This is a genomic window from Actinomycetospora rhizophila (assembly GCF_042657905.1).
In the GTDB taxonomy this organism is placed as follows: domain Bacteria; phylum Actinomycetota; class Actinomycetes; order Mycobacteriales; family Pseudonocardiaceae; genus Actinomycetospora; species Actinomycetospora rhizophila.
The window spans coordinates 56,812-69,213 of the sequence record NZ_JBHSKG010000023.1 but is presented as its reverse complement, the minus strand read 5'-3'; the positions used below and the strand labels follow the sequence as shown (position 1 = coordinate 69,213).

Below are 12,402 nucleotides of genomic sequence, written 5' to 3'. Positions count from 1 at the left end.
GACGTCTGCACGTCCCGAGAGGAAAGCAAGTGACTGGCGGGCAAGAGGCGCCCCGTAGCGACGCCAGGCGTAGGTCGCTGTCACAGATTGCCGACGACAACCAGAAGGCGGTCATCGCTATAAGCATCGCTGTCATAACGGCAGCGACGCTAGTGTCTGCGCTGACAGACTTCCCCTTATGGGTCAAGACTGCCTTGCAAGTGCTTGCCGCCGTGTTCGGGGCTCTGCTCGGCGCATATTTCCAGAAGGACAAGACGCGAACGAACATCTCTGTACATGCTTCGGGTGCCACTCGTCAGTTGTTAGATCACACTGCCGGTATCCGGGATATAGTTGTTCTTAGCCAGGAGCAGCGGCTTGCTATCCAGCGGAGCCCGCAAGGTCGTTCCATCAGGCCAGATTCTCTGGTGATGCTGCTCGAAGTTATTGAGAAGGACGGGCGGAAGCTCTTGCGGAGCGCTCGTACTGCAATCGGCTCCTGGGAAGACTTGACGTCGGAGGCAGTTTCGGCGGAGATGCAGCGATACGTGAATAGAGACGAAGAATCGGCCGTCCAGCAGGAAGGAAAGGCTGACAACAATGGCTAACCCCGCTGTACGTGGCCGAGTCGCTGACATCAATCGACCGTACGAAGTGGTCATTAATCGAGGCTCTAACTACGGAATTCATGTGGGGGACATCTTCAAGATCTTGACGGGTCATACTGAAGACATCATTGACCCTGACGACCCAAACGGAGAACCTCTCGGCACAATTAGAAGGGTGGCCGTCCTGGTCAAGGTTGCGCAAGTCGCCGAGAAGCTGTGTATAGCGCGTACGTTCCGCCAGGTCGAGCAACTCGTCGACAACAGCGCTCTTGCCATGACTAAGATCAACTTGTTTAATCCGCCCGAAACGGAATGGGTGCAGGAGCCGCTCCGGGTGGCGTCGCGTCCTGACGACGATACGAGAATCCGGGTCGGTGACGAAGTTGAGTTGGTTGAGAGGGAGCTCGGCGAAGACGAGATTCCAATGACAATCATCGAGTCGCCGTAGCGTCTTTCGTGCTCGTTCTATTCGACCCGAGAAACCGTGGGCATCCCGCTGGCGAGGGAGCGAACGAAACTCGGAGCATCGTTGACGGCGACCCAGCCGCGGTTGCCGTTGCTCATGAGTTGTACTTGGGATCGTGAGCGGCGGTAGCTGACGCGGCCGGTGGCCTGATTGACGCGCGGCTTCCATGTTTGCTGCGTGCGACGTTGAGCTTTGGCCCAGCGGCGGGCGATGCGGCCGGCGCGGATGCCGTCCTGGGGCGAGACGTGGACGGTGCGGACGGTGCGCTGGAGGCACCAGACGCCCCAGAAGCGGCCGGGCCCGGTGCCGGGTTTGGACCACGCGGGTGGGACGTGGTGCTGGTACTCCTTCGAAGCCATGAGGCCGTGCTTGGTGAAGTACGCCGCGACCCGGCGCGGATCGGTGGCGCGCAGGCCTTCGGCGTAGTCCAGCGCGGTGCCGGCGCGCTCGTGGCGGCGGCGCTGCTCGGGGTCGGGGTGGTCGACCACGTCGGCCCACGCCGCTGACAGCCACACCGCGAACGTCTCGCCGGTGGTCCGCGAGCGCCCGTGCGGCGGGGTGCAGAGCATGTGCACGTGCGGGGCGCCCCGGCGTTGGAACTCCAGCTTCCACACACACGCCCACTCCTCGCCCCACGCGCGGGCGTAGCGCTTGCGTAGCGCCTTCAGATGCCGCTTCAGGTCGGCGCCGGTGGGGACGACGGTGAGCCAGTCGCCGGGGTAGGTCAGCGTGACCATCGCCGGGAGCCGGCCGGAGGCGTAGAGCGGGGTGTAGTCCAGCTCGCAGAGCCGGCGCACCATGTTCGCCCTGCTCTTGCGCGACCAGGACGTGATCGCGGTCCGCGGAGTGGGCGGTTCGGGCCATTCGCCGGTGGCGATGTGCGCGGCCACCGCGGCGTCGATGTCCTTAACATGTGCGGCCCGCGCCCGTTCCTCGGTCCGGTCCCGCCGCGCCCAGTCCCGGCAGGCCACGGCGAAGACGCCCGGGCCGACGGTCAGCTCCCACCGCGGCCCCTCCGCGAGCGTTCCGGGCTCCTCGTGGACCGCGGGCAGCATCATGGCGGCCGCGTCGACGAGCTCGGGCGAGGGAAACGCCGGCGCCCACAGCCCAGCCACCGAGTCCGGGACCGACGTCTCGTCGAGGCCGTCGAACTCGATGTCGGTGCTGTCGCTGGGCCCGCGGCCCGATATGGCACATAGAACAAGCCCAGGCGGCCGGCCCTCGGCTGACGCCGGGGCGGCGGCCGGGTCCGTCGCGACCGGCTTACGCCGGTCGCTCCTGTCTTCGACCCGCTGCGGCGTGCCGGCCACTCCTGCCCCGGCCGCCCACGACGACAGCGAGGAGGCGGGCGCCGGCGTGTACGTGCGCCAGGGATCAGGCAGGGCGGGCAGCGAGCGCCGCGACGACCGAGCCGACGACGACGCCGAGGACGTGTGGGCCCGGGTGCTCGAGGTGGGGGAGGGGGACACGGCGAGGCCTCTCGAAGAGGCCGTCCCGCGGCGTGTGACCGGATGCAGACGCGCGTCATCGCCACAGGACCCGACGGGGTCTGCGGTGGGCGCGTCAGAGGGCCGTCTCGCGGCCCTGAGGGTCAGAGCGGCGAGACGGCGACGAACGGGATCAGCGGATAGGGGAGCAGGAGCCTTCGGCGACCAGGCGCTCCGCTCTGGACCAGGGCACCGACCTCAGGAGAGGGGGTCCGAGTGGCGAGCGGGTCGGGAGTGCGGTGGTGGTCGGGACGGGGTCTCGCCCTCGTCGGCGCTTCCGGGGTCTGACAGCCCGCTCGCACCGCCGCAAGGGCCACAGTCAGCAGGACAGCCGGCGGTCGTGCGGAGGAAGCGGCCCTTGCCCCGGCACGACCGCCCTGTCCGAGGCGACCCCGCGCCGCCGAGGGAGAGACCCCGAAGCTGAGCCGCGGCAGGAGAGGTAACGCCGTGCGGATTCTGGCGGATATTTCTGTGCAGGCGGGTTGGGGTCCCTCTGCACCATTCGGCATCCCTGGGGGGAAACGATCATGAATAAGCTCGCACGTTCGACCGCTGCGGTCGTCCTCGCTGTCGGCGTCTTCCTCGCCGGCGGGGCGCCGGTTGCCATGGCATCCGCCCCTACTGAGGCGGCATCGAGTCAGCACGTCAACGCCGGTCGCGGTGGCAGCGGTAGCTGTACCAACCCGAACTTCTGCGATGGACCCGGCAACAGTCACAGCGCCAGGTACGAAAAGATCAAGAAGTTCAAGCAGCAGCTCAAGCGGGCGATCGAACGGGCGATCGAGCGGGCCCGCGAACACCACGGAGGCGGCAACAACGGCGGCGGCAACGGATGCGAGCCCGTCTGCTGAATCGGCTCTGCCGTCGAACCCCTGTTCGATGGACAGGGGGAGGCGCGCCGGGCAGCCTCGGCGGCCATGCGGACGATCAGGACGTGGCGCGCCCTCCGTCGTGAGGGCCGCGGGCTCTCCCTTTGGGCCGTCGCACGCGGCTGGAGCTGAGGGCCGGAGCGCTCCGGGGTACTTCAGCAGTACTTCAGCAGCGGGCTTGGATTCGAGGCCGTCTGCCGGAGTCCGCGGGTGACGTTTCCCCTGCTCAGGCGACTGGTCGAGACGAGCTGAAGGCCGTCCCGGGCACCTGAAAAGCGATAGGTCGGCGGTTCGACCCCGCCCCTGGCCACGCCGGCCCACCAGCGCGCACGTGCGGTGGGCCTTTCGTCGTCTCGGGGCCGAGTACTAGGCCTCCTGAGTGAACGCGATGGCTCGGATGCTGTCCGAGCGTGACACTGGGCGATCCGCTGCCGGGCACACCACCCGCCCGATGTCCAGGGATCGAGGTCCTGTCGTGGCCGCTCGCACCGTCACCGTCGGCGTGGTCCTGCTCGCCGTGCTCGCGCTCTTCGAGCTCGCCTACGCGTTCCTGGCCGACGTGCCGGGCGACCAGAGGGTGTTCGGGCTCGTCGTGGGGCTGGGGACACTCGCCGCGCTGGGCCTGTGGGCCTCGGGGCGCGTGCCCCGGATCGCGATGTGGGTGGCGGTGGTGCTCATCGGCATCACGGCGCTCGCCGCGCTCGCCTCGTTCTTCGCGCCCGGCATCTCGATCGGGGCCCACGTGGTGTCGGCGGTGTTCCTCGTCCTCGCGATCGTCGCCATCGTGCTCGTCCGCGGCGAGCTCGGTCCGCGGCGTCCACGCGCCCAGACCGATCAGCGGGTCGCTTGACACGGAGACCTCGTGTGGATCGGCGTAGGTCGTACGGCCATCGGGCCGATGGACAGTCCGTGGCCGGACGGGTACTCCTTGCTACACCTCTGCCGGTGGTCGACCCGACGGCCGCAGCGAGGTCTCGACGAGGACCCCGGAGGCGCCGTCATGATGCCGCCGACCGAGAACGAGCGATCGATGGTCCCCGCCGACGTCTACCGCGCCGAGGGCGTCCTGGCCGAGCGGCTCTCCATCGACCTCGAGGCCGCCGCGGAGATGCTGCGCCGCGAGGCGGCGGCGCGCGCGATGACGATGGTGGAGATCGCCCGCGAGGTGCTCACCGGGGCCTGGTCGCATCACGTGCTCGACCCCTGGGGCAGCTGCTAGGCGCATCGGGTGACGAGCGGGTCAGGTATGTCGTGACCGCTGTCACACTCGGTCGTCCCGACACGCGACGACGGGAGCGTCCGATGCCGATGATGGTGCTGACCAGGCTGATCCCACCCGAGAAGTACGAGGACTGGCGGGCGGGGCTCGAGGCGTTCGGCGGTCCGCGGCGGGCGGAGTACACCGCGGCGCGGACACGGCAGGGCATCACGCGGCAGGACGTGTTCGTCGAGCACACCTCGGACGGGCCGATGGAGATCATGGTGATGGAGGCCGACGACCCGGCCCGCGCGCTGGAGATGATCGCCACGTCGGAGGAGCCGTTCGACGTCGAGTTCCGCGGCTTCCTCCTGCACACGCTCGGGCTCGACCTGGCGCAGCCGCCGGCGGGGCCGCCGCCCGAGCAGGTGCTCGATTGGACCGCGCCGGCCCACAGCCCCGCATAGCGCGGGATCCCGACCGCTGGACCCGCCCGGCGTGCCGACCGGCGCGAACCCGTCACACCCGGCGCCGGGCACGTAACGGCGTCACCCGATCGAGCGACCTTCCCGCGAGGAGTCGGCACGACGCTGGGGGTTCGGCGTGGAGTGGGTCGTGGCGTTGGTGGTGTTCGCGGTGGTCTCGGTCGTGGTGATCGGGGTGCCGCTGTACCTGGCGATGAGGTCCTGGTCCGGCCGGGCCGACCGCCGGGCCGCGGAGGCCCGGCGCCGGGCGTCGTCCGCCCACCCCTCGACCGCCACCGGCGGCCGACCGCGCCGGGTCCTGCAGCCCTGACCGTCAGCCGGTGACCAGCTCGACGTCACCGGCACCGTGGTCGCGGGCGTACTCGAGCATGCGGCTGAGGTCGCTGATCCCGTTGCTCGCCGGCAGCGGCGCGAACTGCAGCGTCGAGAGCACGCCGAGCGCGCGGCCGTCCGCGGAGAGGAACGCGCTGCCCGAGTCGCCGGGGATGCCCGGCGTGACGGTGAGGACGTCGTGGTTCCAGCCGTTGCCGGTCTCCCCGGCGACCGTCCCGATCTTCGGGCTGAGCAGCGTCACGCCGCCGCGCAGCTCCGAGTTGCCGTAGCTGCGCACGACCTCGCCGACGCGGGCGCCGTCGGTGTCGACACCGGTCGGCCCGCCGAAGAACGGGACGGTGCCCGAGGCGGCCGCCGCGTCCTGCGGGGCGAGGCGCACCAGCGCGAAGTCGTTGTGGGCGCAGGCGTCGGGGTCGGTCTCGCCGGCCTCCTGCATCGCGAGCCAGGAGTTGTAGACGAGCTCGCCGGGCTCGCGGGCGCCGCCGACCTCGACCTCGGTGCCCAGCGGCAGCGACGCGGAGTCGCAGCCGTCGGTCTCGGTCGCCGCGCCGGTGCCCGAGCAGTGGGCGGCCTGGCCGATGAAGACGTCCTCGCCGTCACGGAACAGGAAGTTCGCGGTGCACTGCGCGCCCTCGGTGCGGGTCTGGACACCGGGGTGCACGCCGGGCGCGGTCGGCGTCGGACCGGGGTCGCCCGGTGCGGCGAGCGCCGGCGCGCCGCCCAGCCACGCGGCGGCCGCGAGGGCCGCGCCCGTCGTGAGGGCGGCCAGCGTGCGTCCTGCTCCCATACCTGAACTCCCACGAGCCGAGGGGCACATCCGACTCGTTCAACGGACAGGTCACGATCGGGTGACGGGCCCGGCGCGATCAGCGGGACTGCAGCGCGGCCCAGGTGGTCGCCGCGGCGACACCGCCGTCGGCCACGAGGGTCTGGCCGTTGACCCAGCGGCTCTCGTTCGACATGAGGAACGCCACCACCGACGCGATCTCCGAGGCCTCGGCGTCGCGGCCCGCCGCACTGCGCTGGCGGGCAAGGCGGCGCGGGTCGGTGGAGCGCTCGACCTCGGGCAACGAGGGCGTCCGCACCGTGCCGGGGGCGACCGCGTTCATCCGGACCCCGTCGCCCCAGGTCAGCGTCGACGACGCCGTCGTGTACGCGAGGACGGCCTCCTTCGACACGTCGTAGACGGAGCGGTCGGGGCGCTGCTCGCGGCACCAGCGCATGCCCTCGGCGAACGTGCGCGTGGCGAGCAGCGGCCGGAGCTCGGCGAGGTGGGCCACCCAGTGCCGCCCCTCGGACGACGACACGTTGACCACCGATCCGCCCCGGCGGATGCGGCCGACGAGGCTCTCGGTGAGGTGGCGCATGCCGAGGAAGTTGACCGCCAGGACGGTCTCGACCGGCGCCGTGCCCGGCACGCCCGCCACGTTGGCCAGCGCGTCGACCTGGCCGTCGAGACGGTCGACGGCGGCGTCGATGGAGCCCGGGTCGGCGAGGTCGCACGGGACGTGCGCGATCTCGCGGTCGGGCGGCTCGCGCCGGTCGAGCCCGACGACGGACACGCCGTGGCGTGTGAGGAACTGTGCGAGCGCGCGCCCCACCCCGGAGGAGGCTCCGCTGACCAGGAAGACCGTGCTCATGGCGAGGCCACAGTAGCGAGGCCCCCACGTCACCCCGTCGGCGCAGTCCCCCGCGCGCAGCGACGCACCAGCTCCGCCTCCTGCGCGGGGTCGAATCCGGCGGCCAGCGCAGGGCGCCCCTGATCGCGGTGCCGGGCGAGGACGTCGCGGGCGGTGTCGACGGCGGGCCGGAACCGCAGTCCCGCGGCGAGCGCGGCCGAGGAGTCGATCGCGTCCTGCGGGATCTGGTCCTCGGGGAACCACAGCGGCCGCTGCTCCTCCTCGACATCGCTGAGCTCGGCGCGCAGCGCGTCCTCCCCGGCCCAGGACCAGGTGACGTCGCCGGGGCGCCCGCCGGCTGCCTCGAGACAGGCGTCGAGCACCGCGGCGAGGGGTTGCGCGCGCAGCGGGCCGACCGTGTCGAACGTCCCCGCGCGCCCCTCGGCGAGGGCCCGGACCGCGAAGGCCGCGATGTCACGGGCGTCGCTGTACTGCACGGCGCGCCGCGGGTCGCCGGGCGCGAGCACCGTGCGCGACGCCTCGCCCGCCAGCGCGCGCGCGAGGCGCACCGGCCACCACGTGAAGCGGTCGGACGGGTCGCGGGGGCCGACCATGACGCCGACGCGCAGCACGGTCAGCGGCCCGTCGAAGGCGCTGCGCACGGCGTCCTCGGCGGCGAGCTTGGCCAGCGAGCGCTCCTGCAGCGGATCGTCCGGCGGGGCCTCGCCGGGCCGGCGCACCGGCGCCTCCTCGTCGGGCACCGCCGGGCCCTGCGGGTGGTAGACGCTCATGCCCGACACGTAGCCCAGCGCGCCCACGGCACCGCGGAGCCGGTCGGCCGCGACCCGTACGGCGTCCGGGTCGGAGAAGGTGTCGAGCGCGGCGTCGAAGGTCCGCCCGTCGAGGGCGGAGAGGTCGCCGTGGCGGTCGACGGCGAGGGCCTCGACGCCGGGCAGCGGCGCGGAGCCCGAGCGGCTCGCGACCGTCACGTCGTGGCCGGCGCGCTGCGCCTCGGCCGCCACGTGGAAGCCGAGGAAGCCGCCACCACCGAGCACCAGGAGCCGCATCGGGGCGGCTACCCCGCCCGCGTACCGTGACACCTGCGTGGCCGCGGGTAGCGATCTTCGGCCGTCGGGGTGGCGATACTTGGCTGACGCAGGCGAAAGATGTGACCGTCTGTGCTCAAGAGCGATTCCGGCCGGAACCCGCTCCCGGGGCGTGGTGGGGTGAGGCCCGCGCCCCGGGGCGGCCCATCGGCTCCCCTCGCGATGGCGCACACGGCACGATGGGGTCGTGCAGCTCCACCTCGTCGACGCCTTCACGTCCTCGCCCTTCACCGGCAACCCGGCCGGTGTGTGTCTGACCGACGCCGACGACGCCGCCTGGATGCAGGCCGTCGCGGCCGAGGTCAACGTCTCCGAGACGGCGTTCGTCGACCTCTCGACGCTCGCGGTGACGGGCGAGGTGGGCCTGCGCTGGTTCACCCCGACGGTCGAGGTGGAGATCTGCGGGCACGCGACGCTGGCGAGCGCGCACGTGCTGTTCGAGCAGGGCCTCGCGACCTCGCCGATCGCCTTCCGCACGGCCTCCGGCGTGCTGCTCGCCGAGGCGCTGCCCGGCGGCGGCATCCAGCTCGACTTCCCGGTCGACGAGCCGGTCTCGGCGCTGCCCGACGGACACATGGCCGACGAGTTCGCCGACGCCCTGGGCGCCGCGGTGGTCGAGCTCGCCCGCTGCCGCTACGACATCCTCGTCGAGATCCCCTCCGCCGAGGAGGTGCGCGACCTCGAGCCGGACCTGTCGGTGCTCCGGGCGGCCAGCGGGCGCGGCGTGATCGTCACCGCGCGGGCGGCGGACAACGCCGGTCCCGGCGCGCCGGACTTCGTGTCGCGGTTCTTCGCCCCCGCCGTCGGCATCGACGAGGACCCGGTGACGGGCTCGGCGCACTGCTGCCTCGCGCCCTACTGGGCCAAGCGTCTCGGGCGCGAGCGCCTCGTCGGCGCCCAGCTCTCGCCGCGGGGCGGCGAGGTCGGCGTCGAGCTCGCCGGCGACCGCGTGTACCTGCGGGGTGACGCGGTGACCGTCAGTCGCGGGGAGCTCGTCGCGGCGGCCACCCGCCTCTAGAACGACCCACCCGTTCGGACCATCGACTGGTGTTCCGTCCCATTTCCACCTACTCTCCGTAGCGTCAGTTCGTCGGTCGACACCGGGAGTCACCAGTCATGTGGATCGTCGGCCTCGTGCTGATCGCGGTCGGGGTGGCGGGGTACGTCGCCGCCCACAACCGCCGCAAGAGGCACCACGCCATGATCGCCGCGGAGACCCTGCCGATCGCCGAGCTCGAGGAGCACCGGCGCACGCTGGCCGACCTCGGGACGACCGGCGGCTTCCGCAAGGTCTGCGAGGTCGTCGGCGCGGCGCACCCGCACCCCGACGGCCCGCTGCGCGCGCCCCAGAGCGGCGTCGAGTGCGTCTGGTACCGGCAGACCGTCGTCCACAAGATCAGCGAGTCGTACCGCGACTCCGACGGCGACTGGCACCGGCGCGAGCGCAACGACACGGTGCTCGACGACACCTCACGACAGGGCTACGCCCTCGTCGACGACTCCGGGATCATCGGCGTCGACCCGAACGGGACCGCGCCCGACCGCCCCGAGAAGATCCACGAGCGGTTCGAGCCGGGCGGCGGTGGCGGCGGCGGGTTCTGGAACCGCGGCAGCGAGTCGCTGGGCATGACCTACACCGAGTGGGTCATCCGCCCCGGCCAGCGGCTCTACGTCCTCGGCGAGGTCCACGACCGGATCGGGCCGCTGGTGATCGGCAAGCCGGAGTCGTCGTCGGACCCCTTCATCGTCTCGACCCGCTCCGAGCAGGAGCTGCGCGACGCCGCCGCGGGGTCCCAGCGCTGGTTCGCCTGGGGCGGCACCGGCCTCGCCGTGCTGGGGCTCGTGCTGGTCGTGGTGGCGCTGGTCTAGAGATCCCCGCCCTCGTCGAGCAGCCGGTCGATCTCCCGGCGCAGCAGGCCCAGGCGGGCCTCGCGCACGAGCGGGATGTCGCGGCGGCGCCGGCGGACGTCGGCGAGGTCGATGTCGATCGTGCAGGTCTCCTCGGCCTCCGCGCCCTCGCCGCACTCGCCGACGACCTCGCCCCACGGGTCGACGACGTGGCTGCCGCCCCAGAACGTCAGCCCGCCCTCCACGCCGACGCGGTTCACGAACACCACGAACAGCTGGTAGAGCCGCCCGTAGAACGTGGTGATGTTGCGCCAGTACTCCTTGGAGTCGTAGCGCTCCGGCGACATCGACTGCGCCGAGTTCGCCGGCACGAGCAGCAGGTGCGCGCCGTCCTGGACCGACAGGAAGGCCACCTGCGGCTGCCAGGCGTCGTTGCAGATCAGGGTCGCGGCGCGGTGCCGGCCGCCCCGCACGCCGTAGGCCCGCGAGTGCTGGCCGGGCAGGAAGTGCTTGCGCTCCTCGAACGTCGAGTACGTCGGCAGGTAGAGCTTGCGGTGGGTGTGGACGAGGCGCCCGCCCTCGTAGTAGCCGGCGCTGTTGTAGGTGTGCAGCCCGTGGCCGCCGGCCTCCGGGAACCCGAGCAGCACGCCGGCGTCGCCGGCCCGCTCCGAGATCTTCAGCAGGCGCGGGTCGTCGGGCGCGAGCGAGAGGTCCTGGGGCACCTCGCCGATCTGGTAGCCGGACAGGGACAGCTCGGGGAACACGACGAGGTCGGACTCGGCGTCGACGGCCTCGCTCACGACCCGCTCCGCGCGCTTGAGGTTGCCGTCGAGGTCGCCGAGCGCGGCGTCGGTCTGGGCGAGGGTGATGCGCACTCGGGGGCTCCTCGGGGTCGAGGGGACGGGACGACTCCGGGCCACCCCGGCCGCCTCAGCGCGACCGGCGTGCCCGTCGCGCGACGAGGACGATGAGGCCGGCCCCGCCCAGCAGCGCCATCGCTGCGGCCGACCCGACCAGCGCCACGGTGCGCGATCCGGAGTGTGCATCCCGGCCGTCGGTCAGGTCGACCCGCCCCGCCCCGGCGGGGGAGACCGACGCCGGTCCGGGGCCGGTGAACTCGTCCGGACGGACGTCGGCGACGGCGGCCACCGGGTCGACGGTGCCCGCGCCGACCGCGTCGTCGCGCCCGCTCGCGGGGCGGTCGGCCGACGAGGTCACGCGCGCCATCACCTGGCGCGCGTCGAGACCCGGGTAGCGGGCGCGGACGAGCGCGACCACCCCGCTGACGTAGGGCGCGGCGAAGCTCGTGCCCTCGATGGCGATCGGGCGCCCGGCCCCGATGGGCGTGATCGTGTCGACGAGCCCGGGCCCGGCGGGGTCCAGGGACACGATCTCCGAGCCGGGCGCGGCGAGCGACACCCACGGGCCCCGGATGCTCTGGGGCGCGGGCAGCCCGTCGCGGCGCGTGTAGCCCACCGAGAGCACGTCGTCGCCGAACCACGCCGGCGCCACCACCTGCCCCGGGCTCTGGCCGTCCTGCGACTGCACGCAGGCGCCCGACCCGGCGTTGCCCGCCGCGGCCACGACGACCACGTTCGCGTCCACCGCGGCGCGCACCGCCGCGCGCAGGGCGGCGAGGCCCCGGCCCGCGTCCGCGGCGGGGACGCAGGCGGCCTCCGAGATGTTGATGACCGTGGCCCCGAGGCGCGTGGCGCGCAGGACCGCCTCGGCGAGGGTGTCGACGTTGCCGCCGCCGTCGGTGCTCGAGCCGTCCGGCGCGGTGGTGGCGACGGTGGCGCTGGACTGGCGGATCGACAGCACGCGCGCATCGGGGGCGACGCCGACGAACCCGGTGTCCGGGTCGGGCGCGGCGGCGATGATCCCGGCGACGAGCGTGCCGTGGCCGTCGCAGTCGAGCAGGCCACCCTGGGCGCCGACGAAGTCGCCGCCGTCGACGAGGCGCCCGGCGAGGCGAGGGTGGGCGCTCACCCCGGTGTCGATCACGGCGACGGTCTGGCCGGCGCCGCGGGTGAAGCGCCAGGCGTCGGTGAAGCGCAGGCGCTGCTGGGTCCAGGGCGCGCCCGCGATCGCCCCGCCGCCGTCGGAGCGCACGCACGGCACGCGCGACCGGACCCCCGGCAGCGGGCGCGGGTCGGGGTCGAGGCGGGCGAGCGCGGCGGGGTCGGGCGGGGGCGGGACGGGCGCGTCGGCGGCGGCCACACCGGGCGTCGCGAGGACCAGCACGGCGGCGATCACCGCGACGAGCGCCCGCCCGAGGATCTCCCGCACGTCTCGAGAGAGTAGGAGGTGCGCGGCCCGTCGGTGGGCGCTTCCGGAGGTCCCGGTGCCGGGGAGCGCTCCCTCACCGTCGCCGACCCCGAGCGTCGCGCGCCCTGGCACCGGA

General features: G+C 72.7%; 14 protein-coding genes. 8 read left to right on the top strand and 6 right to left on the bottom strand.

Annotation, left to right across the window (positions count from 1 at the left end; translation table 11 throughout):
- Nucleotides 1-762: 762 nt before the first annotated feature.
- Entirely contained in the window at nucleotides 763-1,035 is a 273-nt protein-coding gene (locus tag ACFPK1_RS29510; RefSeq protein WP_378024520.1) for a hypothetical protein, read from the top strand.
- Nucleotides 1,036-1,052: 17 nt separating this feature from the next.
- Here ACFPK1_RS29510 and ACFPK1_RS29505 read toward each other — a convergent pair whose 3' ends face one another.
- The gene (locus ACFPK1_RS29505; RefSeq protein ID WP_378024519.1) at nucleotides 1,053-2,168 is read right to left on the bottom strand and encodes a rolling circle replication-associated protein; all 1,116 of its coding nucleotides are present in this window, start codon (nucleotides 2,166-2,168) and stop codon (nucleotides 1,053-1,055) included.
- 899 nt (nucleotides 2,169-3,067) lie between these two features.
- Between ACFPK1_RS29505 and ACFPK1_RS29500 the strand changes: the two genes are divergently transcribed.
- The 5 genes from ACFPK1_RS29500 (at nucleotide 3,068) to ACFPK1_RS29480 (ending at nucleotide 5,402) form a co-directional block, all read left to right on the top strand.
- A complete protein-coding gene (locus ACFPK1_RS29500; RefSeq protein ID WP_378024518.1) occupies nucleotides 3,068-3,391 on the top strand; it encodes a hypothetical protein in 324 nt (107 codons plus the stop codon).
- A 493-nt stretch (nucleotides 3,392-3,884) separates the two neighbouring features.
- Entirely contained in the window at nucleotides 3,885-4,259 is a 375-nt protein-coding gene (locus ACFPK1_RS29495; RefSeq protein ID WP_378024517.1) for a hypothetical protein, read from the top strand.
- A 180-nt stretch (nucleotides 4,260-4,439) separates the two neighbouring features.
- Nucleotides 4,440-4,628: an ANTAR domain-containing protein gene (locus ACFPK1_RS29490; protein WP_378024516.1), complete on the top strand. Its 189-nt coding sequence runs from the start codon at nucleotides 4,440-4,442 to the stop codon at nucleotides 4,626-4,628.
- An 83-nt stretch (nucleotides 4,629-4,711) separates the two neighbouring features.
- The gene (locus tag ACFPK1_RS29485) at nucleotides 4,712-5,074 is read left to right on the top strand and encodes a hypothetical protein (RefSeq protein ID WP_378024515.1); all 363 of its coding nucleotides are present in this window, start codon (nucleotides 4,712-4,714) and stop codon (nucleotides 5,072-5,074) included.
- Between the two features lie 148 nt (nucleotides 5,075-5,222).
- Nucleotides 5,223-5,402, top strand: coding sequence for a hypothetical protein (locus ACFPK1_RS29480; protein WP_378024514.1), 180 nt, complete (start codon nucleotides 5,223-5,225; stop codon nucleotides 5,400-5,402).
- A gap of 3 nt (nucleotides 5,403-5,405) precedes the next feature.
- Here the strand turns inward: ACFPK1_RS29480 and ACFPK1_RS29475 are convergent, their stop codons facing one another.
- The 3 genes from ACFPK1_RS29475 to ACFPK1_RS29465 all read right to left on the bottom strand — a co-directional run bounded on the left by ACFPK1_RS29475 (nucleotide 5,406) and on the right by ACFPK1_RS29465 (nucleotide 8,111).
- Complete coding sequence (locus tag ACFPK1_RS29475) at nucleotides 5,406-6,212, bottom strand: serine protease (RefSeq protein ID WP_378024513.1); 807 nt, start codon at nucleotides 6,210-6,212, stop codon at nucleotides 5,406-5,408.
- A 79-nt stretch (nucleotides 6,213-6,291) separates the two neighbouring features.
- Nucleotides 6,292-7,065 carry a coniferyl-alcohol dehydrogenase gene (locus ACFPK1_RS29470; protein WP_378024512.1) on the bottom strand — a complete coding sequence of 258 codons (774 nt, stop codon included), beginning with the start codon at nucleotides 7,063-7,065 and terminating at the stop codon, nucleotides 6,292-6,294.
- Between the two features lie 29 nt (nucleotides 7,066-7,094).
- Nucleotides 7,095-8,111, bottom strand: coding sequence for an NAD-dependent epimerase/dehydratase family protein (locus ACFPK1_RS29465; protein WP_378024511.1), 1,017 nt, complete (start codon nucleotides 8,109-8,111; stop codon nucleotides 7,095-7,097).
- Nucleotides 8,112-8,337: 226 nt separating this feature from the next.
- On the opposite strand from ACFPK1_RS29465, the gene ACFPK1_RS29460 reads away from it, so the two are divergent.
- Nucleotides 8,338-9,168, top strand: coding sequence for a PhzF family phenazine biosynthesis protein (locus tag ACFPK1_RS29460; protein WP_378024510.1), 831 nt, complete (start codon nucleotides 8,338-8,340; stop codon nucleotides 9,166-9,168).
- Between the two features lie 98 nt (nucleotides 9,169-9,266).
- The gene (locus tag ACFPK1_RS29455) at nucleotides 9,267-10,019 is read left to right on the top strand and encodes an E3 ubiquitin ligase family protein (protein ID WP_378024509.1); all 753 of its coding nucleotides are present in this window, start codon (nucleotides 9,267-9,269) and stop codon (nucleotides 10,017-10,019) included.
- On the opposite strand, the gene ACFPK1_RS29450 is transcribed toward ACFPK1_RS29455, so the two are convergent.
- Together ACFPK1_RS29450 and mycP are read right to left on the bottom strand one after the other, a co-directional pair.
- Nucleotides 10,016-10,873: a nitrilase-related carbon-nitrogen hydrolase gene (locus tag ACFPK1_RS29450; RefSeq protein ID WP_274280188.1), complete on the bottom strand. Its 858-nt coding sequence runs from the start codon at nucleotides 10,871-10,873 to the stop codon at nucleotides 10,016-10,018. The two genes, ACFPK1_RS29455 and ACFPK1_RS29450, sit on opposite strands and share 4 nt — an antisense overlap.
- 55 nt (nucleotides 10,874-10,928) lie before the next feature.
- On the bottom strand, nucleotides 10,929-12,287 hold the full coding sequence (gene mycP / locus ACFPK1_RS29445) for a type VII secretion-associated serine protease mycosin (protein ID WP_378024508.1): 1,359 nt from the start codon (nucleotides 12,285-12,287) through the stop codon (nucleotides 10,929-10,931).
- Nucleotides 12,288-12,402: the final 115 nt, after the last annotated feature.

What these genes read in the sequence shown, in the direction of transcription:
- ACFPK1_RS29490 (WP_378024516.1), top strand. Translation starts at nt 4,440, where the DNA reads ATGGTCCCCGCCGACGTCTACCGCGCCGAGGGCGTCCTGGCCGAGCGG.
- ACFPK1_RS29470 (WP_378024512.1), bottom strand. Translation starts at nt 7,065, where the DNA reads ATGAGCACGGTCTTCCTGGTCAGCGGAGCCTCCTCCGGGGTGGGGCGC.
- ACFPK1_RS29475 (WP_378024513.1), bottom strand. Translation starts at nt 6,212, where the DNA reads ATGGGAGCAGGACGCACGCTGGCCGCCCTCACGACGGGCGCGGCCCTC.
- ACFPK1_RS29465 (WP_378024511.1), bottom strand. Translation starts at nt 8,111, where the DNA reads ATGCGGCTCCTGGTGCTCGGTGGTGGCGGCTTCCTCGGCTTCCACGTG.
- ACFPK1_RS29455 (WP_378024509.1), top strand. Translation starts at nt 9,267, where the DNA reads ATGTGGATCGTCGGCCTCGTGCTGATCGCGGTCGGGGTGGCGGGGTAC.
- ACFPK1_RS29500 (WP_378024518.1), top strand. Translation starts at nt 3,068, where the DNA reads ATGAATAAGCTCGCACGTTCGACCGCTGCGGTCGTCCTCGCTGTCGGC.
- ACFPK1_RS29485 (WP_378024515.1), top strand. Translation starts at nt 4,712, where the DNA reads ATGCCGATGATGGTGCTGACCAGGCTGATCCCACCCGAGAAGTACGAG.